Origin of the sequence: Dyadobacter tibetensis Y620-1, assembly GCF_000566685.1 — a bacterium.
GTDB lineage: Bacteria > Bacteroidota > Bacteroidia > Cytophagales > Spirosomataceae > Dyadobacter > Dyadobacter tibetensis.
This window is the reverse complement of record NZ_AZQN01000005.1, coordinates 79,385-100,277: the sequence shown is the minus strand read 5'-3', so window position 1 is coordinate 100,277 and position 20,893 is coordinate 79,385. Positions and strand designations below refer to the sequence as shown.

16 protein-coding genes are annotated in these 20,893 nt (G+C 45.5%); 10 read left to right on the top strand and 6 right to left on the bottom strand.

Going from position 1 to position 20,893, the window contains the following annotated elements; all coding sequences use genetic code 11:
• Positions 1 to 30: 30 nt before the first annotated feature.
• Entirely contained in the window at positions 31 to 1,284 is a 1,254-nt protein-coding gene (gene gldJ, locus X939_RS0114845; protein ID WP_025764079.1) for a gliding motility lipoprotein GldJ, read from the top strand.
• A gap of 74 nt (positions 1,285 to 1,358) precedes the next feature.
• Here gldJ and X939_RS0114840 read toward each other — a convergent pair whose 3' ends face one another.
• Positions 1,359 to 2,051, bottom strand: coding sequence for a ComF family protein (locus X939_RS0114840; protein ID WP_025764078.1), 693 nt, complete (start codon positions 2,049 to 2,051; stop codon positions 1,359 to 1,361).
• A 75-nt stretch (positions 2,052 to 2,126) separates the two neighbouring features.
• On the opposite strand from X939_RS0114840, the gene X939_RS0114835 reads away from it, so the two are divergent.
• On the top strand, positions 2,127 to 3,488 hold the full coding sequence (locus X939_RS0114835; protein ID WP_025764077.1) for a dihydroorotase: 1,362 nt from the start codon (positions 2,127 to 2,129) through the stop codon (positions 3,486 to 3,488).
• Here X939_RS0114835 and X939_RS0114830 read toward each other — a convergent pair.
• The 3 genes from X939_RS0114830 to X939_RS0114820 all read right to left on the bottom strand — a co-directional run bounded on the left by X939_RS0114830 (position 3,471) and on the right by X939_RS0114820 (position 8,009).
• The gene (locus X939_RS0114830) at positions 3,471 to 3,893 is read right to left on the bottom strand and encodes a (deoxy)nucleoside triphosphate pyrophosphohydrolase (protein ID WP_025764076.1); all 423 of its coding nucleotides are present in this window, start codon (positions 3,891 to 3,893) and stop codon (positions 3,471 to 3,473) included. The genes X939_RS0114835 and X939_RS0114830 overlap by 18 nt on opposite strands.
• Positions 3,894 to 4,057: 164 nt before the next feature.
• The gene (gene ruvB / locus X939_RS0114825) at positions 4,058 to 5,083 is read right to left on the bottom strand and encodes a Holliday junction branch migration DNA helicase RuvB (RefSeq protein ID WP_025764075.1); all 1,026 of its coding nucleotides are present in this window, start codon (positions 5,081 to 5,083) and stop codon (positions 4,058 to 4,060) included.
• Positions 5,084 to 5,162: 79 nt separating this feature from the next.
• Positions 5,163 to 8,009, bottom strand: coding sequence for a PKD domain-containing protein (locus X939_RS0114820; RefSeq protein ID WP_044199661.1), 2,847 nt, complete (start codon positions 8,007 to 8,009; stop codon positions 5,163 to 5,165).
• Positions 8,010 to 8,294: 285 nt separating this feature from the next.
• Between X939_RS0114820 and X939_RS0114815 the strand changes: the two genes are divergently transcribed.
• The 3 genes from X939_RS0114815 to X939_RS0114805 all read left to right on the top strand — a co-directional run bounded on the left by X939_RS0114815 (position 8,295) and on the right by X939_RS0114805 (position 12,711).
• A complete protein-coding gene (locus X939_RS0114815) occupies positions 8,295 to 9,323 on the top strand; it encodes a PorP/SprF family type IX secretion system membrane protein (RefSeq protein WP_025764073.1) in 1,029 nt (342 codons plus the stop codon).
• A 103-nt stretch (positions 9,324 to 9,426) separates the two neighbouring features.
• Positions 9,427 to 10,212, top strand: a complete 786-nt coding sequence (locus tag X939_RS0114810; RefSeq protein ID WP_025764072.1) for an NIPSNAP family protein — start codon at positions 9,427 to 9,429, stop codon at positions 10,210 to 10,212.
• A 411-nt stretch (positions 10,213 to 10,623) separates the two neighbouring features.
• Entirely contained in the window at positions 10,624 to 12,711 is a 2,088-nt protein-coding gene (locus X939_RS0114805) for a tetratricopeptide repeat-containing sensor histidine kinase (RefSeq protein WP_025764071.1), read from the top strand.
• On the opposite strand, the gene X939_RS0114800 is transcribed toward X939_RS0114805, so the two are convergent.
• A complete protein-coding gene (locus tag X939_RS0114800; RefSeq protein ID WP_025764070.1) occupies positions 12,704 to 13,342 on the bottom strand; it encodes a response regulator transcription factor in 639 nt (212 codons plus the stop codon). The genes X939_RS0114805 and X939_RS0114800 overlap by 8 nt on opposite strands.
• A 141-nt stretch (positions 13,343 to 13,483) precedes the next feature.
• Here X939_RS0114800 and X939_RS0114795 point away from each other — a divergent pair, with 141 nt between their 5' ends.
• Positions 13,484 to 14,494 carry a quinone oxidoreductase family protein gene (locus tag X939_RS0114795; RefSeq protein WP_025764069.1) on the top strand — a complete coding sequence of 337 codons (1,011 nt, stop codon included), beginning with the start codon at positions 13,484 to 13,486 and terminating at the stop codon, positions 14,492 to 14,494.
• Between the two features lie 60 nt (positions 14,495 to 14,554).
• On the opposite strand, the gene murQ is transcribed toward X939_RS0114795, so the two are convergent.
• The gene (gene murQ, locus X939_RS0114790; RefSeq protein WP_025764068.1) at positions 14,555 to 15,358 is read right to left on the bottom strand and encodes an N-acetylmuramic acid 6-phosphate etherase; all 804 of its coding nucleotides are present in this window, start codon (positions 15,356 to 15,358) and stop codon (positions 14,555 to 14,557) included.
• Between the two features lie 328 nt (positions 15,359 to 15,686).
• Between murQ and ilvD the strand changes: the two genes are divergently transcribed.
• The 4 genes from ilvD (at position 15,687) to ilvC (ending at position 20,893) form a co-directional block, all read left to right on the top strand.
• Complete coding sequence (ilvD, locus tag X939_RS0114785; RefSeq protein ID WP_025764067.1) at positions 15,687 to 17,375, top strand: dihydroxy-acid dehydratase; 1,689 nt, start codon at positions 15,687 to 15,689, stop codon at positions 17,373 to 17,375.
• Between the two features lie 52 nt (positions 17,376 to 17,427).
• Positions 17,428 to 19,188, top strand: coding sequence for a biosynthetic-type acetolactate synthase large subunit (ilvB, locus tag X939_RS0114780; protein WP_025764066.1), 1,761 nt, complete (start codon positions 17,428 to 17,430; stop codon positions 19,186 to 19,188).
• 61 nt (positions 19,189 to 19,249) lie between these two features.
• On the top strand, positions 19,250 to 19,783 hold the full coding sequence (gene ilvN / locus X939_RS0114775) for an acetolactate synthase small subunit (RefSeq protein ID WP_025764065.1): 534 nt from the start codon (positions 19,250 to 19,252) through the stop codon (positions 19,781 to 19,783).
• A 63-nt stretch (positions 19,784 to 19,846) separates the two neighbouring features.
• Positions 19,847 to 20,893, top strand: coding sequence for a ketol-acid reductoisomerase (gene ilvC, locus X939_RS0114770; protein WP_025764064.1), 1,047 nt, complete (start codon positions 19,847 to 19,849; stop codon positions 20,891 to 20,893).

Below are 20,893 nucleotides of genomic sequence, written 5' to 3'. Positions count from 1 at the left end.
CACTTAAGTCACTTTAAAGCAATGATTTGCATGCATAAGATGGGTATCCGGTCAATCACGCTGATTCTGATTGTCTTATTAGCGGCTACTTCCTGTAGTAAAAATAAGAAGCCAACCAGTTTGAAGCCAGGTAAAACGAGCTCCAAAACGGGTTTGGCATATAACGGCAAAGATGGATTTCAGGTTAAGCAATATAAAGCACTGCCTGCTGGTCCAGATTTGGTATATATAGAAGGAGGGCGCTTTACCATGGGGTCCTTGGAGGAAGAAGTGATGATGCGTCGCGACAACCCCAAGCGTACGGTAAGTATTCAGTCTTTTTATATGGATCAAACTGAGGTTGCCAACGTCCATTATTTGGAATATCTGAACGCCGTGCAGCGAGACTCTTCAGAGGAGTTTTATAGTAAGGCTTTGCCCGACACCACCGTCTGGTTCAACGAGCTCTCTTTCAACGATTCCTATGTAACTATGTATTTGCGTCATCCTGGTTTCCGACTCTATCCTGTAGTAGGGGTATCGTGGGTACAAGCCAACGATTATTGTAACTGGCGTACTCAGGCAGTACAAATGGCCAACAATTCTAAGGGACAGAGTGCAGGGAACAAAAAGGGAATCTCCTTTGGCAAGAAAAAGAAGGAAGCTACTGCTGAAGCCGAAGTGGCCAGTGCGGGAATGGCTCCAGCTCAAACTATTGAGAGTGGATACGTCATGCCTCCTTACCGCCTTCCAACTGAAGCGGAATTTGAATATGCAGCCATGGCTATGATTGGCACCCAATACTCAGACGAAAATCAATCTAATTCAAGAATTTACCCATGGGATGGCTCTACCATGCGCCAGCCACGTGGCCGGAAGCAAGGAACCATGCTTGCTAACTTCAAGCGGGGGCCTGGTGATTATGCCGGTATTGCCGGGAAGTCTAATGACGGAGCAATCATCACCCAGGAAATACGTTCCTATCCTCCCAACGACGTTGGTTTATATGACATGGCAGGAAATGTGAGTGAGTGGGTATATGATGTTTACCGCCCCTTATCGAATAGTGACGTAAATGATCTGAATTCTTTCCGTAGAGATGGATACCAGGATCAGGCTAAAAATTACGACACAAAAAATAATAACTCTCTGGTAAACGATGAACTCCGCGTTTACAAAGGAGGATCATGGGCCGACGTGGCCTACTGGTTATCTCCTGGTACGCGCCGTTATATGGCACAGGATTCTTCTACTGCCATGGTAGGTTTCCGCTGCGCCATGATCGCTACAGGAAGTCATAAATAATGGTTTAAAAAACCGAAGAAAAAAGGCGATTACCTGAGGTAATTGCCTTTTTTCTTTATAACAACCCTTCATTATTAATGCTGGGCCATAGCAAGTGTCCGAATATGGACTTTTTTTACCCCCGCTGCAACAAGCACGAGTACACAGGCCTCTAGGGTAGCTCCTGTCGTCAGCACATCGTCAACGAGCATTACCTCTTTACAGTCCTGAAAATTCCCTATTTCAAATACCCCTTCTACGTTTTCTCTTCGTTCCAGCCTGTCTTTTCCCGTCTGCGTTTCCGTAAATTTTCGGCGTACCAGCAGCTCTGCCGACCAAGGAACCCCTATGGCCTGGGAAATGCCTTCAGCAATCAATTCGCTCTGATTATATCCTCTTTGTCTACGTTTTCGAGCATGCAAGGGTACGCTTACGATAAGGGTCACGGGAGGCATCTCCCCATTCAGGAGCATCTCCTCCCCGAACATTCGCCCAATGGCGATCCCCAAATCCTTAGCCCCACGATATTTGAGCGCATGCAGCAATCTTTGCGTCTTTCCTCGTTTGGCGAATAGAAGAAAAGCACCGGCACTTTTCACCTCCGGGATATGGAGAAAGCGGTTGCTCGCTTGCTCGGCATACAGACTGCCAGGACCTACCCTAGGCAAACTAATCCGGCAGGCGGTACAGATCAGTGCTTCATTTCCTACCAAAGGAATATCACAAGCTTCACAGCAGCGAGGAAACAGCAAATCCACAAAATCGGACCAAATATCTTGCCATTTCATAATTTAAGGGTTTATATTGGTGCTTATAAATTTTCGCTGAATACCTTTGTAGCCGTAAAAAACCAACTGGCCCCTATGAAAACGCTTATTCTGAACGCCTTAGTCGTTAATGAAAATACAACAAAAGAGTCGGACGTACTAATCAGTGATGGACGAATACTCAGAATAGGAAAAGATTTGCAACATATGGAGGCCGACCGGATCATCGACGCCAAAGGCTTACATCTGCTACCGGGCGTAATCGACGATCAGGTACATTTCCGCGAGCCTGGACTCACCCATAAAGCCTGCATAGAATCGGAAGCGAGGGCTGCTGTAGCGGGGGGGGTAACTTCATTTATGGAAATGCCCAATACCGTACCCAACACGCTTACCCAAGGCCTGCTGGAAGATAAGTATGAAATAGCTGCCAGAACTTCGGTAGCCAATTACTCTTTCTTTATGGGGGCGTCCAATGATAATTATGATCAGGTCATGAAAACGGATATTTCCAAAATTTGTGGCATTAAGGTGTTCATGGGATCTTCTACGGGCAATATGCTAGTAGATGCCCCTGAAGTGTTGGAAAAACTCTTTGCTAACGCTCCCACCCTGATTGCAACCCACTGCGAAGACGAGCCTACTGTGCGCAAGCGTATGGAGCACTTCAAGGAAATGTATGGGGATAACGTTCCCTATGACATCCATGCGCTAATCCGCAACGAAGAAGCCTGCCTCACTTCGTCACGCTTTGCCAGCGACTTGGCACGTAAGCATGGAACCCGCCTTCATATCCTGCATATTTCCACCGGCGACGAAGTTTCCCTATTCGAGATTGGGACCCGGAAAGACGGTAAGATACTTAGGGCCGATGGTTCTGAAAAGCGCATTACCTCTGAAGCATGTGTGCACCATCTATGGTTTGATTCGGAAGACTATAAAACCTTAGGAACGAAAATTAAGTGCAACCCGGCCATTAAAGCTCCGCATCACAAGGCCCTTATCTTACAAGCGCTATTGGATGGCCGTATCGATGTGATTGCCACCGACCATGCCCCCCATACCGCTACAGAGAAAAACCAGTCTTACTGGCAGGCACCGGCAGGACTTCCTTTGGTACAACATTCTCTGAATGTTATGTTAGAAATGAGCCGTCAGGGAAAAATAACCTTAGAAACGGCCGTAGAGAAGATGACACATGCCGTGGCCGATTGCTTTCAGATTGCCGAAAGAGGATATATCAGGGAAGGCTACTGGGCTGACTTGGTACTGGTAGACTTGCAGGCACAAACTACCGTTACGGCAGAGAGCCTGCATGCCCAATGTGGCTGGTCGCCATTTGAGGAGACCACCTTTCAAGCTGCGGTGACCCATACCTTTGTGTCGGGGCATCTCGCCTATGAAAATGGCCGCTTCGATATGTCTCAGAAGGGCAAAAGACTATTGTTTAATCGATAAGTATTCCCGGTAACTCTGTATAATATCCCAGTCGCCCTCGGTCCAATCCAATTCGCCGAGGTTGTCGGGATGCAGCCAAAGAATTTTCTCGTGCTCCGAAAGTGTCATTTCAAAGGTTTTGAGCCGGCATACAAAGGGAACGAGTACGATCTCGCGCCAACCCTGGTCCTTCACGGTATCTGGTAATTTGTGGATGATGGAGACTTCCACATCCAATTCCTCCCGTATTTCCCGATCCAGTGTCTGCTCGTCGTTTTCGTACTTCTCCTGCTTCCCACCTGGAAACTCCCATTTTAAGGGAAAAGAAAGATGGGCGCTACGCTGAGCAGCCAGCACCAGACCATCGTGTTCAATAATGGCGCAGGGCACTCTAACAACTAATTTTATAGGACAAATTGTATCCATGTGGAGACGTTCAGGCAAAATTCTCCGCAAAAGTACGATAACTATTTGAATAAAATGTTAAGTAGATGTTAGGTAAGACGTTCCTGTATTACCCGCTAACAGGAATTACAGAACCGGGGTAGAAAAAATTATTAACGGGGCATAGCCTCCTGGCAGATAGCCTGCTAAAACAACTCTCCCGCCCTGTGTCGGGGCAAAACACCCAGGTGACGGAAAGCTTTTTCAGTAACCTCCCTGCCTCGGGAGGTACGCTTCATATACCCCTCCTTAATCAGAAAAGGCTCGTAGACCTCTTCAATGGTTTCTGCTTCTTCACCACAGGCGGTAGCTATGGTAGAAAGGCCAACAGGCCCTCCCTTAAATTTCTCCACGATGGTCGTTAGTATCCTGTTGTCCATCTCATCCAGGCCATTCTGATCTACATCCAGGGCCTTCAGGGCTATTTCAGCGATCTCTACCGTGATGCTTCCGTCGCCTTTCACCTGGGCAAAATCCCGGGTTCTACGCAAGAGGTTATTGGCGATGCGGGGGGTACCCCTACTCCTACGGGCAATTTCATAGGCCGCTTCATCATTCATAGGTGTATCCAAAATAGCCGCCGAGCGCTTGAGTATTTTCGCTAGCAACACGGCATCATAATATTCCAACCGCGCATTGATACCGAAACGAGCTCTCAAGGGAGAGGTAAGCATTCCGGCTCTGGTGGTGGCGCCTATCAGGGTAAACGGATTCAGGCCTATCTGTATACTCCGCGCATTGGGGCCACTATCGAGCATGATATCGATCTTATAGTCCTCCATAGCCGAATACAGATATTCTTCAACGATGGGATTGAGCCGGTGGATCTCATCGATAAACAGTACATCATGTTCCTGAAGGTTGGTGAGCAAACCTGCCAGATCACTGGGCTTGTCCAAGACGGGCCCGGATGTGATCTTGATACCTGCCCCCAATTCGTTGGCGACAATATTGGAAAGGGTTGTTTTGCCCAGACCGGGAGGGCCGTGCAGCAACACGTGATCCAGGGCATCGCCCCTTTGGCGGGCAGCCTGAACGAATATCTTTAAGTTCTCTAATATCTTATCCTGTCCGGCAAAATCATCGAAGGTCAGAGGCCGTAAAGCCTTTTCTATTTCCTTCTCCGTATTGGATAAATTTTCTTTATCTCCCGACAGATAGTCTTGGCGCATACACTTCACTGTTAATAGCAGGGCAAACAGTGCCCTTTAAGGCTCAAAAATAACCTAATTTTCCGGTATTACCCAGCTTCTAGCGAATGAGCATCACCGACCCACGTTTCACCACCGGAGCTCTGTCGGGGAAATACAGGGCCTCATAGGTAATCACATAGGGATATGCCCCGGGTTGCACCATTAACCCCTTATAAGTGCCATCCCATTTGTTCTCATAATCATCAGAAGCAAAGATTACTTCTCCCCAGCGATTGTAAATCCGTATGGTAAAATTTTTGAAGTATGCCCCGAATACCTCCAGCGTTTCATTTTGCCCCTGCCCGTCAGGAGTAAAGGCATCAGGAATAAAGAATCGGGGCTCGCACTGCTCTACTGCCTCAATTTTCTCTGTAGCCAAACATCCAGATGTATTTTTCAATGTAACTTCATAAATACCTGCCTCATCCACAGTAATGATTGGAGACTTAGAACCAGTTGGAGTCCAACTATATTCAACAATATTAGTACCCGTAGCATCTAAGGATAATGTCTGCTTGTCAGGAAAACAAATAAAATATTGGGGTAGCAAATTTGTCTTAGGAAATGGTAATTCCGTTACTAGAATATTGTCTTTTGCCTTACAACCATTTCTATCTGTAACCTCAACCTCGTAATTACCCGCTTGGCTAACAATAATAGAGGAGGATGTTGCTCCAGTGTTCCATAAATAGCTTGCCCATGAATTTCCTGGAGCTAAGATGGTTTCAGTTGTATTCCGGCAGATTGCCAAGTCAGGCCCCAGATCGAATGGTGCAACAGTACGAAAAAATACGTCAATTACTTTTTCGGAATAGCAATTTGCATCAGGATCGTTATAAGCAATAGCCACATATTTCCCTTGTTGATTTTTTTTAACATTTAACGTTTTCCCTCTCCCAACAACTTTTCCGTTAAAGATCCAGACATAGCCATTTGCCACTACTCCCATATCTAATAAAGTTTCATCATCGCAGAGTACTTCGATTATATCAGGTAAGGAGATTGGTAACGGAGTCTCATAAATAGTAATGACCTGACTTGTCGTTACCACAGTACATTGATTTGTTTGGGTCAGTGTAACGGTATAATTTCCTGGAGCGGTATAAGTATGATCGATTTGGGCATCTTTACTGGGCATAACGGTCCCATCACCAAAATCCCAAACATAGGATATATCCTCAAGTGGGTCGCAAATAGGACCTGCTTCGAAGGAAGTAGGGACTCCTGTACAAAATCCCTCAGCCTGAAAACCTGATCCCGAACTTTGTTGACTGAAGTTTGCAACCATATTGGGCAGGCCTAGTTGAGATTTTTTTCCTCCAAGTTGCACGCCAACTCTTTCATAATCTACCCCTGCTATTTGGCCCCCATTAGGATCACCAATAACAGCAAGACTTGTACTACCTTCTATGGCCATATATATTTTACCATCACCGGCCAATTGTAGCGCTCCATATTTCTCCGTAGGAGAAGTATCCAGAACCTCCGCTAAATCTACAACCGATTGGTCATCCGCAATAGTAATATCATATTGTCGTAAGGAAGAAGGCTCGGTACCATCTCCTTGAAAGGAAACAAAGAGCTTCTCACCATCCGGAGAAAATTCCACGCCATATGCCTTTGGTGGCGCAGGACCTAAGTCTAGCGTCCTGTTGAAAGTCAAAACCCCAGTCTCATCATTAAAAGTAAATATTTCTACATAATTATTTGGTGGGCCCGGAATAACTATCGCTAACAGCCTTTCGCCATTGCTATTTGGGCTGCTAGAAAACTTCATATAACCTTCCCCTTTTTCCGGTGTATCATGAGCCATACCTAGAGCTTGAGTTCCTGTTTCAATCAACCCTGCGGTTGTTGAATGAAAAATTCGAAAAAGATTGGTACCCGAATCATGAGAAATTATCCAATAACTACTATCAGCATCATTTCTTACAGATGCCAAACGCTCAGTCGTAGGCTGCTGCAATGTCGTATTTTGAGAGATAATTGCACCATTGCCAGAGTTTTGACGCATATCAACGGTACTAACGGTAAGCAACTTAGTGCCATTTATTTCTGAGGTGGTAAATACATTGTACAAATATTCGCATCCTTTACACGTTGGCTGAGGTACGATAAGAACTGACTGGGTCGAAGTGGGACTTCCCGGCAAGGGCTGGCATGGGCCGGAACTACAAGGCATAACATTACCATCTTTGTCGAAAACACTGATTCCGTCAGAGTAAAACATTAAATCGCCTTTGGTATTGGAAATAGAAGAGGTGCCCTCTGGCGTATTAAGTTTCCCATCTGTAATAGGAGTTGGAGGGGAATTACTGAAATCTAAACCGGCATTTTCACCAAAGAACCATTTTGCACCTTGTTGATTAGCTGGTTCTTGACAAACGTTTACATTGATTAAATTCTCCAATGTACATGCACTATTCGGGTCATTAGGATCATTCAATATTGTAACTTGAACTGAGTAGCAATCCGACTTATCCACTTGTATAGTTTGAGTAGTTTCTCCATTTGGGGCCCATAGATAAGTGGCGCCCGGCGGAGGTGTAGAGCCCTTGTATGGGTCCAATTCAAGAATTTCTCCTGGGCAAATGGTCTTCTCTATTTCCCAGTTCGTAAAATCGGGAGGAAGCGTGCCAATTGTAAAACTTTGGGTTTCTGTGGTCGAAGAGCCATCTGCGAATGTTCTGGTAAGAGTCGCTGAATATTTCCCTGGAGTTATAAAAGGTTGAATGGTACTACGAGTAGTTGCGCTTTGTCCATTACTAAATGTCCAAAGCCAACCAGTAGCGGTACTTCCAGCCATATCACTAAACACAGTCCCATTTTCGGCACAGTATGGACTAGGCACACAAGTTTCACTAATTACAAACTGAGCCTGAGCACTACCTATCGACAAAATCATCAGAATGAGGAGTTTGAAAAAATCTTGTCGATATGTGATATAAATTTCACCCATGTTTCGTTACTATTTCAAGCGCCCCTGATATACCAAATCCCTTATGCAGCCTTTTTCTAAGCTTCTAACGAAATTTAGAGGTTTTAATTTTGCAGCTCGTAAGTGTAAATAATAAGTCATATTTAATTAATTGTACGCAAATTGCTGATAATTTGTGATATTCATATTCAAATTGTCTTAGTTTGTTCTTTCTAAAGATACCTCACTATACAGTTCGCAATACGTTACCCTATGTTCAAGAAAGTACTCTTACTGATTTTATTGACACTTATCACGGTGAAAGGTTGGAGCCAGGACCCCCAATTTTCTCAGTTTTATGCCAATCCCCTATACCTTAACCCCGCTTTAGCCGGTGGGGCGTTAGCACCTCGCGCTACCATTAATTATCGCAATCAATGGCCTTCTCTTTCGGCAAACTTCGTGACAACCACTGTTGGAGCAGATGTTTTTTTACCCAATTATAACAGTGGACTGGGTGTATTGGTAACAATGGACAGCCAGGGACTTGGTAATCTTAAGTCTACTGAAGCCGCATTGCAATACTCCTACCAGATAGGCATTGATGAATTCACTTCCCTGCGGATGGGCGTACAGGGGGGCGTTGCCTCCCGAACCCTTGACTACTATGGACTTACCTTTGGCGATCAGTTCGACAATGGAGGCCTTACGGGGAATCCCTCCGGCGACCCCTTTGCCCAGGGTGGCCCCAATGTAATCTATGCCGACTTTTCAGCGGGAATGATGATTTATTCGGACTGGTACTGGGCGGGTATCTCGGCTCACCATCTCAACCGTCCCAATCAGGCCTTCTCCAATGTGGAGGCCCGCCTACCCGTCAAGGCTAGTTTGCAGGCTGGTCTTCGCATACCTTTTGCCGGGTACACTTTCCTAGGGAATGAGATAGACAAAGAAAAAACCATCTCTCCCGCCATTCTTTACAAAAAACAGGGAAAATACGATCAGCTAGATCTGGGGATGTATGTCACTCTGGAACCCTTGGTTCTGGGCGCCTGGTACAGAGGGCTTCCCTTCAAAAAGTACGAGGCAGGCATCAACAATCATGAGGCTTTAATTCTGCTAGCAGGCTTCAGGCAAGATAAGTTTTCGATTGGATATAGCTACGACCTCACCATATCGTCGCTGGGTGCCAGCAGTGGAGGAGCGCACGAAATCTCTCTTTCCTACGTATTCGAACCCCTTTCTCCCAAACAACGACGCTCCAAAGCCAGGAAACGTGAGTTGTCCTGCCCAAAATTTTAATAGGAATTTAATGAGAATCTTTGTGTCGCAATAAGGGTAGAGCATGGCCTATCAGGTCTTATAACTAGGTTATCAATACTCATCACAATTATTTCGATCTGATATGTCTATTTCCATTTTCAAGCCGTTTGTGGCGCTCATCCTATTTCTAGCGGTTACTGTATCCTGGGCGCATGCTCAGAAGAAAGAATTTTACGAAATAAAAATTTACCAGATCAAGAACAGCGAGCAGGGCCAGCGTGTGGAAAAGTATTTGAAAGATGCCTATATCCCAGCCATGCACCGTGCAGGAATTAAAAATGTGGGTGTCTTCAAACCTGTTTCCGCCGATTCCCTGTCAGATAAGCAGATCTATGTGCTTACTCCTTTTAAGTCCCTGGATCAGCTAGTTAACTTGAACCAAAGCCTGGAAAAAGATCAAATGTATCTTTCCTCAGGCAAGGATTATATCGATGCCGTCTACACCAACCCACCTTACGAGCGCATTGAAACGACTCTTTTAAAGGCCTTTGTAAAACATCCTATGATGCGGCTACCCGCCCTCAAAGGCGCTAAAGCCGACCGTATCTATGAGCTCCGCAGCTATGAAAGCCAGACCGAAAAAATACACCGTAATAAGGTGCAGATGTTTAATGATGGAAACGAAGTAGGTATTTTCGATAGGCTGGGTTTCAATGCGGTGTTCTACGGGGAAGTGGTGGCCGGTAAAACCATGCCCAACCTGATGTACATGACCACTTTTGAAGATAAGGCCTCAAGGGATGCGCATTGGAAATCTTTTAGCGCCGATGATGAATGGTCGAAGCTTAAAGTCCAGCCTCAGTACCAGAATAATGTTTCAAAAAATATCCAAAAATTTCTTTACCCCACCGAATACTCTGACATCTAATCAGATTTAGTTCTATTTTGGCCCTTAGCATCACCCGTTTCTCAAAACACTTAACGGTTACTGCTAAGGGTTTTTTGTGGTTGGTCATAGCAATAAGCCTGACAGATATTTCAATGAACCATATTTAAAGAATAGCAACTTACTGCTTAAAATTAAATCTGACTATTAGGATTTTAGTTTGGAGACCTTTTCCATCCTTCCACATCTAAATAAATATCATCGGAGGAGAGCCTACCAGGACTTCCACCAGAGAATTCTGTTTACTCGTATTTTAAAAAATACTACTTATATTAAGGCTATACGCTCAAGGAATCAGGAACGATTACATTCGGATAGGAATTTAATAATTTTCGTATTTGCATATCCCTTTGTTCAATATTCCAAACTGAATCCTGTCATGAAGGAAATTCTATGTTCAAGGCCAAGTCACAAATAAAAATAAAGAAGTCCCTGTACAGCCTATGCCTGAGTAGTATCATGGCTTTGGTAGCACAGGCCTTATGCATCGCTCAAATCCCACAGGATTATTATTCAGCCCTGCCCGATAGCCTTCGTCCTCAGGATAAAATGAACCTGAGTGCTGAAGAAACGAACAAGATATTGAGATACGCTTTCGATTACCACGACTGGTCTCCGGAAATGCGCGCTACTACAGATGAGATTTGCTATTCCTTCGCAAAAAAACTAGACTCATTCCCCTCCTCCAGCCAATATAAATATCTTCATACCATTTGTAGATATTTATATTTCGCAAGGGAGTACAATCGAAATACCGTAGAAGGCGATGCTGCTTCTAAAAGTGTTTCGCAATTCCAATCAAGATTAGGAATTCAATATGTTGATTTGTTTATCTCGAGATTCTCGAATAGTTCGTACCAACCCATATTCTATCTTCCTAATGTATACCTCTATAAGGCTCATTTTTTTAAGACCCTGGATAAACATATTGATGCCTATCATACCTTGGAACAATCAATGGAAATTGCCAAAACCAGAAATTTACCTAAAAATAAGTCTTCTATTCATACATCATTGGCGGGATTGGCAGGAAACCTGAGGCTTTCCGATCTGGCTTTGGCGCATTACGATAGCGCTTGGACGGCCATAAAAAATGAACCTTATGATGCCTGGACCTCACGACAGCGGGCCTATATCTTACAATGCCGGCAGTTATCTTACCTGGACAAATATAGAGACACGGCTCAAAAGGCTTGGTCAGACAGTATTCTTTCCATGCATGCTAATATTAAAGCTGAAAATGCCAATTCAAACCTTCCTCAGAATGTAGATTCCTATATCACCTTGGCAGGACTATATTTCGCCCAGGGTCAGTGGAGCCGGGTCATAGCCTGTATCGACTCGGCTCAGCATTTATTCCCACTGTTGAATACACGCGATAACTATGGAGACGCTATGGCTTATAAAATATTAAGTCTTAAACAACTAGGGGAAGAAAAATTAGCAGACATCGTCTTGGAAAATTTAGACTTTTCAAAACTTACAGACGACGTCCTCGTACAGGTGTTAGAGGAGTTGATTATGGAGGAACGTCAAAACAATAACCTGGACAAAGCGATAGAATATCAACAACAACTACTGGATCATGTCAGGCAACGAGCCTTGCTGGACTTGCAAGGAAGGGGCCTGGAGATAGACAGAATCTACCAGATAAATCAGCGGAAAAAGCAGATCATGGATCTGGAAACCCGTCAGCGTAGAATAACCATGATTTCTTTATTGGTGTTGATACTAGTGACGATTATCATCTCAGTTCTACTTTTTCGCTATAGAAACTCTCGAAAAAACACCGAGAAAATAGTAAAACAGTTCGATACCATGATGGCACTAAAGCTCACCGAAGTCAGCGATGCCCGGGCTCAGGAAAGGAAGATGATAGCAAAAGACCTGCACGACGATTTTTCAGCTTCTATTGCGGCAAGTTTGAATTATCTCCAAATGCTGGCCTTTCAACCCGGCATGGCCGATAGCCGCCAACAAACCCTGAAGGTGCTCGATATGCTGAAAGAAAGCTACAACCGTGTCAGAGAAAAATCACAGAATCTGTATTGGGAAGAAAACAGTGATGACTTTTGGAAAAAAATTGTTGATCAAGCCCATATTTTATTCTCCGGAACTCGAATCAAATTAAATACCGATAGCTCGATTGTGGGAATTCGGCTAACAGCCGAAGTACGAAAGACTATACTGTTGATTTTGAAAGAATCCATTACCAATATTATTAAACATGCGGCTGCAACAGAAGTTGAAATTCTCTTATACGATGAGTTCGATCAGCTTATCCTTGAAGTCAGTGATAATGGTAAAGGTTTCAAACAAAAAAACAATCCGAAATCCTTGGGACTTCACTCCATTCAGGACCGTATGCACTCCCTAGGGGGGCAATTTCAACTGACAGGCAACAAAAGGAAAGGAACTAGCATTATTTGCTCATTCCCCATAACCCCAGTACCGGGTTCTGCAGATTCAAATACTATATAATGGCTCGCTTTCGAGCATAAGCTAATAATTCTCCTATGGACTTACATCCCGATTTTTCCATCATACGTCTGCGATGCGCCACAATGGTATGCTTGCTAAGATGGGCCTTCTCGGCAGTTTCGGCGATTGAATAACCTTGATTAAAATAAATTAACATTTCGATCTCCCGGACGGTAAAGGTGGAAGATACCTGCGCATCCGTGTCCTGAATATACTCCTTAATAAGGGGGCTGATATACTGCTCCTTCCCCTCTAATATCCTGATACATTCTAAAATTTCACTCACCCCACTGCTTTTACTGAGAAAACCATCGGGCTTAAGAGAAAGTATATTTTGTATTGACAAAGGATCCGTGACACTGCTGACCACGATAATAAAAATATTCTTATTCAATCTACGCGCATCGTTGATTATCGGAAGGGTATGCTTATCCTGCAAATAATAGTCAACGAAAAAAAATAGTTGATGTGTTTCTCCTTCCTTAAGAAAGAAGCTAAGCAGAGCTTTTTCTTCAGTAAAATATTTACAGATCGAAAAAATTCCCAAACGCTCCAATAATGCCGATAAAGTCTCCGCAAACATTTGATGATCATCAAAGATTACAGCAATAGAATTATTATTAGAAGTCATAGAGGTGTTAAATACACTGATTACCCCTAATATACCAATTCTTAATTAATTGGTGACAATAAGCATCACGAATTTTATGGACTTCGCCCTAGTATAAAGTTTAATTTGTATCTTTAATCAGGACCTTAAAATAAACTAGCTATGAAAGCCGCAGTACTTGATAAGGTAGGAGAGCCTCTGCAGCTACAAACGATAGGCAGGCCAGAACCTTTGCCAGGGGAAGTACTTATCCGTCTCAATGCCGCCGCCCTTAATCACCGGGACCTATGGATTCAGAAGGGTTTATACCCCCGGATTACCACCCCTTTGGTAATGGGCTCCGATGGGGCTGGGGTGGTCTGTGAGCTAGGCAAAGGTGTGGCTAACAGCTGGCTAAATCAAGAAGTAATGATCAACCCCTCACACCAATGGGGAGATAACCCGGCCTATTATTCGGCAAACCATAAGATTCTGGGTATGCCCGACGCCGGGACTTTTGCCGAATATCTGAAGGTAGAGGCACGCTATCTGGTCAGGAAACCGGTTCATCTTAGCTTTGAGCAAGCCGCGGCCCTGCCTTTGGCAGGCCTTACTGGATACCGGGCACTTTTCTCCCGGGCCGGTTTCTCACCTGCGGATAAGGTTTTGGTAACTGGTGCAGGGGGTGGGGTGGCCCTTTTGGTCGTACAGATGGCTATCGCTTCGGGTGCGGAGGTATGGGTAACCTCCGGCTCGGAGGAAAAAATAGCCAGGGTTATGGAAATGGGTGCCAAAGGAGGCATCAATTACAAAAATCCAACCTGGTACCGAGACCTTCTTGTAAAAACGAAAGGACCCAAGACCGGGTATTTTAATGTGATCATCGATAGCGCCGGTGGTGCGGGATTTGCACACCTGATAGGGCTAGCCGCTCCTGGAGGACGGATCTGCTTTTATGGGGGAGGCAGTGGAAATATTACCAATATTGTCCCCGCCAAGGTATTCTTTAAACAACTTAATATTTTAGGCACGACCATGGGCACCGAAGCAGAATTTGCCGATATGATTGCCTTAATTACTCAGCATCGTATCACGCCCATCATCGACCGGATGTTTCCTTTGGAAGAGGCTGAAGCTGCACTTCAATATATGCAGTCGGGTCAACAATTCGGCAAAATCGTACTAACCATATAATACAGAAGGCCGACACCTATTTCAGGTAGCGGCCTTCTGGCTTTATTCAGAAATGCATCTTTATTTGCGGACGGCCTCTATAGCGGCTCTGACACTCCCATGCTCATCTAAGAGTGACGCCGCCTCGTCGGGAGAGACATCGAGCTCGTCAATAATCATCCCGATAGCCCTTCCTACCAACTTTTCATTGGTCAGCTGCATGTCCACCATCTTATTTCCTTTCACCTTCCCCAGGCGAATCATGGCCGCTGTAGTAATCATATTAAGGACCAGTTTCTGTGCCGTTCCCGATTTCATACGGGTACTTCCCGTTAAAAACTCTGGACCTACCACCACTTCAACGGGATATTGGGCCGCCATGGCCACAGCCGAGCCCTGATTACAGACTACACAGCCGGTAAGCATACCTGCCTTCTGAGCCTCATTGAGCCCCCCGATCACATAAGGAGTACGCCCCGAAGCTGCAATACCTATAAGGGTATCTTGAGCAGTAGGCTTATAGGCCTGAAGATCGATCCAGGCTTGGTTCCAATCGTCCTCTGCATTTTCTACTGCGTTGCGGATGGCATGGTCGCCCCCGGCGATAAGGCCTACAACCAGGCCTGGTGACACCCCGAATGTGGGAGGACACTCGGATGCATCCAATATTCCCAGCCGGCCACTGGTGCCGGCCCCTATATAGAATATCCGGCCCCCGGCTTTCATCCGGGGCTCTATCTGGCTAATTAGTGCCTCGATCTGCGGCAAGGCCCTGCGCACCGCCCCGGGAACGGTTTCATCTTCCTGGTTGATGGAATGTATAATGTCGCTGACCGACATTTTCTCAAGATCATTATATTTTGAGCTCGATTCTGTTGTTAGCATAGTCTCTGATGATTTAAGAAAACAAAATTAATTCTTTTCCTTAAACCATCCTCCTATTCATAATCATTTGGTATTTATCGAAGTTTTCAATCAAAAAATTCCTTTATTATTTGGAAAATAAAAAGTTACCTCCCTACTTTGTAACAGCAAACACAGAATAGCGAAATTTCGCTACCAATTAAAATTACGCTTAGAAATGCAGATCATTATCCCACACCTACTACTCGTAGTCACGCCACAAGCGTGAGTGGGAAGGCTTATATCATATACCTGCACCTCACTCACCACGGCGACTGAGGTGTTTTTATTTTTATCCTATTCATAAACCATGGCGAACGAATTAAATAAGTTTTCAAAGACCCTTACACAGGAAGTCACCAATCCAGCAGCACAGGCCATGCTATACGGCATTGGTCTAAAGGAAGAAGATTTTGCCAAGCCCCAGATCGGCATCGCCAGCACAGGCTATGAGGGCAACCCCTGTAACATGCATCTAAATGGACTTTCCGTGTATGTCAAGCAGGGGGTTCAGGCCGATAATGATATGATAGGGCTAATATTTAACACCATAGGCGTATCCGATGGGATGACCAATGGTAACGATGGGATGCGTTTCTCCCTACCCAGCCGCGACATCATTGCCGACTCGATCGAAACCGTAGTTTCTGCTCAGTGGTACGATGGCGTAATCGCCGTGGTAGGCTGCGACAAAAACATGCCTGGCGCCATTATGGCCATGGCGCGTATCGGCCGTCCCGCCATTATGGTATATGGTGGAACCATTCGTTCCGGACATTATAAAGGGAAAAAACTAGATATCGTATCGGCATTTGAAGCTTTAGGCCAAAAATTTGCCAATAATATCTCCGACGAAGACTTTAAAGGAGTAATTCAGAACTCTATCCCCGGGCAGGGGGCCTGCGGCGGGATGTATACTGCCAACACCATGGCCTCTTCTATTGAAGCCATGGGCCTAAGCCTTCCTTTTGGAAGCAGCTACCCTGCCACCCACGAGGGCAAGAAAGAGGAGTGCCGCAAGATTGGCCATGCCATGAAAAAACTTCTGGAACTTAATATTACCCCTAAGGAGATCATTACCCGTAAATCCTTAGAAAATGCCTTGACAGTGGTCATGGCCCTGGGCGGCTCTACAAACGCTACCCTGCACTACCTGGCTATCGCCCGTGCTGCGGGAATTCCGCTTACCTTAGACGACATCCAGACCATTTCAGATCGCGTCCCATTTATTGCCGACTTGAAACCTAGCGGCAAATATTACATGGAAGATATGCTGGAAATAGGAGGCGTACCAGCCGTGATGAAGTATCTATTCGGAAAGGGGTTAATTCATGGCGACTGTATTACCGTAACAGGAAAGACTGTGGCAGAAAACCTGGCTGATGTTCCTTCCCTGGATTTCGAAGCTCAAAAAATTGTATTCCCTATAGAGAAGGCGATCAAGCCTTCGGGACATATTCAGGTCCTTTACGGCAATCTGGCTCCAGAAGGCTCGGTGGCCAAAATCACTGGTAAAGAGGGCATGCGCTTCGAAGGAATAGCGAAGATTTGCGAGCACGAATCGGAGATTATCGACGCCCTGGCCAAAGGAGAGATTAAAGAAGGGCAGGTAGTCGTAATTCGGAATGCCGGGCCAAAAGGGGGCCCAGGCATGTCGGAAATGCTTAAGCCTACTTCCGCCGTTATGGGCGCAGGCCTGGGCGATAAGATCGCTTTAATTACCGACGGCCGATTCTCGGGAGGTACCCATGGCTTTGTGGTAGGACATATCTGCCCCGAAGCATTCGATGGTGGCCCCATTGCCCTGGTAAAAGACGGAGACCTTATCACCATCGACGCAGACACCCGGGAATTAAAGCTCCATGTGTCCGACGAAGAATTAGCCCAAAGAAAGGCCGCTTGGGTTCAGCCCGAGCCCAAATTCACCAAAGGGATGCTAGGGCGTTATATACGCACCGTCAAGTCGGCCAGCGAAGGCTGTGTAACTGACGAGGCATAGCCCCTTTGATATAATATCTTGAAAATTCATCAGACTAATCAATATACGAGTCATGGAATTTAATGAAAAACAAACAGCCGTAGCCGAAATGGACCCACAAGCCGTAGCGTCCACCACCCCCGAATTAATCAATGGCTCACATGCCGTGATCCAGGCGCTGATTCACGAGGGAGTAGAAACCATATTTGGATATCCTGGTGGTGCCATTATGCCCGTCTATGACGCCATATATGACTACCAAGACCGAGTGAACCATATATTGGTACGCCACGAACAGGGCGCTTCCCATGCGGCTGAAGGCTTCGCCCGAACTACCGGAAAAGTTGGGGTTTGTTTGGCAACATCGGGTCCAGGCGCGACCAACTTAGTAACTGGAATTGCCGATGCCATCATCGATTCCACGCCTATGGTTTGTATTGTAGGTCAGGTAGCCGCCAGCTTGCTGGGTACCGATGCTTTTCAGGAAACCGATATCATTGGTATCACTATCCCGATCACCAAATGGAACTACCAGATAACCCGCGCCGACGAGATACCTGAAATCATGGCCAAGGCATTTTATATTGCCAAGTCCGGACGTCCAGGACCTGTGTTGATCGACATTACCAAAAATGCACAGAACGAGCTCCTGAGCAAGCCATTCAATTATAAGAAATGTGAAAAACTGTTGAGCTACCACCCTCGGCTAGCCCCAAAAGCGGATCAGATTCAGGTCGCGGCAAAGCTCATTAACGAGGCCAAAAAGCCATTCCTATTCTTTGGTCACGGTGTGAATATCGCCAAAGCAGAAGAAGAGTTACTGCAATTTATCGAGAAAACAGATGTACCAGCGGCATCGACCCTATTAGGTTTGTCTTCGGTATCAGTAGATCATCCTAATTATGTAGGCTGGCTAGGAATGCATGGCAACTATGGCACCAATGTGCTTACCAATCAGTGTGACGTCATCATTGCCGTAGGCATGCGTTTCGACGACCGGGTAACCGGCGACCTGAGCCGGTATGCCCGACAGGCTAAAGTGGTCCATATTGAGATTGATCCCGCCGAAATCAACAAAATCATGAAGACGGAGGCACCAGTAGTTGGGGATGCAAAAATTGTTTTGCAACAGCTCCTTCCCTTGGTGAATAAAAATGATCATTCGGAATGGCGCTCGGAGTTTAAGAAATATGAACAAGAGGAGTTTGAGAAGATTACCACGCCAGAACTTTCGGGTGACACTGAAAAAATAAAAATGGCTGAGGTAATTCGCAAACTCTCCGATAAAACCAATGGCGAGGCGATTATGGTGGCCGATGTAGGCCAGCACCAGATGATGACGGCCAGGTACTACCAATTCAAAAAAGCCAACTCATTTATTACTTCCGGAGGGCTAGGCACCATGGGCTACGCACTTCCAGCCGCCTTTGGCGCTAAAGTGGGTGCGCCCGACCGTGAGGTTGTGGCCATTATTGGCGACGGATGTTTTCAGATGACGCTCCAAGAGCTTGGCACCATTGCGCAAAGTGGGCTTCCGGTGAAAATTATTATCCTCAACAACAATTATCTGGGGATGGTAAGGCAGTGGCAGCAGCTGTTCTTTGAAAAGCGTTATTCCTTTGTAGAGCTGCAGAACCCCGATTTTATCACCATCGCTAAAGGTTTTGGTATCGACGGACATACTTGTGCAAACCGCGAAGACCTGCAGGCCTCAATCGATACCATGATTGCGTCAGATAAGCCTTATCTGCTGGAAGTATTGGTGGAAAAAGAAGAAAATGTATTTCCTATGGTGCCTACCGGTGCCAGCGTTTCGGAAATCAGACTGGAATAGACAGAAGTGAATGCCATAACGGCTTACTCTTCAGTATTTTCAATAATTATTCAAGAACAACATGACTACCTACACCATATGTGTATTTACTGAGAATACCTTTGGGATTTTGAATAAAATCACCACCATTCTCACCCGTAGACGCATCAATATAGAAAGCCTAACCGTATCGGAAACCGAGCGTAAAGGAATATCACGTTTTACCATAGTGATTCACCACGATTCCCGGGAAGCGGTGGAGAAGCTGGTTCGCCAGATACGCAAAGTCATCGAGGTTCTGGCCGTGTTTGGGTACCTGAACGAGGACATCGCTTTCAATGAAATTGCCCTGTTTAAAATCCCAACCCCTATCGATGCCAAACCCATCGATATCGAAACCATCAACAAAGTCCATAAAGCGTGGGTGGTATACTGGCATTTGAACTATGTCATTATTCAAAAAACAGGCTCCGAAGAGGAAATTTTCGAATTTTTCGATTATATCAAGCCCCATGGCATCCTGGAGTTTGTACGCTCGGGAAGGGTGGCAGTCAGCAAATCGCCCCAAACACTGGTAGACTACCTGCCAGAGGCCAACTGGGAATATATTCAGTAGTAAGCATTTTTTAGTAGTATTGTTTTTTAATTCATTAGTAATCAATAATTCAATCAATAACCAATGGCAAAATTAAATTTCGGCGGGGTCGAAGAAGAAGTAGTAACCCGTGAAGAGTTCCCATTAGAGAAAGCGCGTGAAATTCTTTCTACTGAAACCATCGCCGTAATCGGATATGGTGTACAGGGCCCAGGCCAAAGCCTAAACATGCGTGATAACGGTTTTAACGTAATTGTTGGCCAGCGTAAAGGCGGTAAGTCATGGGACAAAGCAGTAGCAGACGGTTTCGTTCCTGGTGAAACTCTTTTCGAAATCGAAGAAGCTCTTTCTAAAGGAAGCATCATTTGCTACCTTCTTTCTGACGCAGCACAAATTGAATTGTGGCCTACCGTTAAGAAACACCTTACTCCAGGAAAAGCCCTTTACTTCTCGCATGGATTCGGCGCTACCTACAAAGATCAAACAGGTATCGTTCCTCCAGCAGACGTAGATGTATTCTTGGTAGCTCCCAAAGGATCAGGAACATCTCTTCGTCGTCTGTTCGTAGAGGGCAAAGGATTGAACTCTTCTTTCGCTATCTTCCAGGATGCTACTGGCAAAGCCCGCGAAAAATGTATCGCCATGGGTATCGGCGTAGGTTCTGGTTACCTTTTCGAAACCGATTTCTACCGCGAAGTAACTTCTGACCTTACAGGTGAGCGTGGTACTTTGATGGGTGCCATCCAGGGAATCTTCGCAGCTCAATATGAAGTATTGCGCACGAATGGTCACTCGCCATCGGAAGCATTTAACGAGACAGTTGAAGAATTGACTCAATCGTTGATGCCTCTAGTAGCCGAAAACGGAATGGACTGGATGTATGCCAACTGTTCTACTACCGCTCAGCGTGGTGCCCTGGACTGGTGGAAGCCTTTCCGTGACGCTACCAAGCCTGTTTTCGAACAACTTTACAATTCTGTGAAGACTGGTAACGAAGCCAAAATTTCGATTACCCGCAACTCTCAGCCTGACTACCGAGTGAAGCTGGAAGAGGAGCTGGCCGAACTTCGCGAGTCTGAAATGTGGAGAGCTGGTAAAACAGTACGTAGCCTACGTCCTGAGAATAACTAA

What these genes read in the sequence shown, in the direction of transcription:
- gldJ (WP_025764079.1), top strand. Translation starts at nt 31, where the DNA reads ATGCATAAGATGGGTATCCGGTCAATCACGCTGATTCTGATTGTCTTA.
- X939_RS0114840 (WP_025764078.1), bottom strand. Translation starts at nt 2,051, where the DNA reads ATGAAATGGCAAGATATTTGGTCCGATTTTGTGGATTTGCTGTTTCCT.
- X939_RS0114835 (WP_025764077.1), top strand. Translation starts at nt 2,127, where the DNA reads ATGAAAACGCTTATTCTGAACGCCTTAGTCGTTAATGAAAATACAACA.
- X939_RS0114830 (WP_025764076.1), bottom strand. Translation starts at nt 3,893, where the DNA reads ATGGATACAATTTGTCCTATAAAATTAGTTGTTAGAGTGCCCTGCGCC.
- ruvB (WP_025764075.1), bottom strand. Translation starts at nt 5,083, where the DNA reads ATGCGCCAAGACTATCTGTCGGGAGATAAAGAAAATTTATCCAATACG.
- X939_RS0114820 (WP_044199661.1), bottom strand. Translation starts at nt 8,009, where the DNA reads ATGATTTTGTCGATAGGTAGTGCTCAGGCTCAGTTTGTAATTAGTGAA.
- X939_RS0114815 (WP_025764073.1), top strand. Translation starts at nt 8,295, where the DNA reads ATGTTCAAGAAAGTACTCTTACTGATTTTATTGACACTTATCACGGTG.
- X939_RS0114810 (WP_025764072.1), top strand. Translation starts at nt 9,427, where the DNA reads ATGTCTATTTCCATTTTCAAGCCGTTTGTGGCGCTCATCCTATTTCTA.
- X939_RS0114805 (WP_025764071.1), top strand. Translation starts at nt 10,624, where the DNA reads ATGTTCAAGGCCAAGTCACAAATAAAAATAAAGAAGTCCCTGTACAGC.
- X939_RS0114800 (WP_025764070.1), bottom strand. Translation starts at nt 13,342, where the DNA reads ATGACTTCTAATAATAATTCTATTGCTGTAATCTTTGATGATCATCAA.
- X939_RS0114795 (WP_025764069.1), top strand. Translation starts at nt 13,484, where the DNA reads ATGAAAGCCGCAGTACTTGATAAGGTAGGAGAGCCTCTGCAGCTACAA.
- murQ (WP_025764068.1), bottom strand. Translation starts at nt 15,358, where the DNA reads ATGCTAACAACAGAATCGAGCTCAAAATATAATGATCTTGAGAAAATG.
- ilvD (WP_025764067.1), top strand. Translation starts at nt 15,687, where the DNA reads ATGGCGAACGAATTAAATAAGTTTTCAAAGACCCTTACACAGGAAGTC.
- ilvB (WP_025764066.1), top strand. Translation starts at nt 17,428, where the DNA reads ATGGAATTTAATGAAAAACAAACAGCCGTAGCCGAAATGGACCCACAA.
- ilvN (WP_025764065.1), top strand. Translation starts at nt 19,250, where the DNA reads ATGACTACCTACACCATATGTGTATTTACTGAGAATACCTTTGGGATT.
- ilvC (WP_025764064.1), top strand. Translation starts at nt 19,847, where the DNA reads ATGGCAAAATTAAATTTCGGCGGGGTCGAAGAAGAAGTAGTAACCCGT.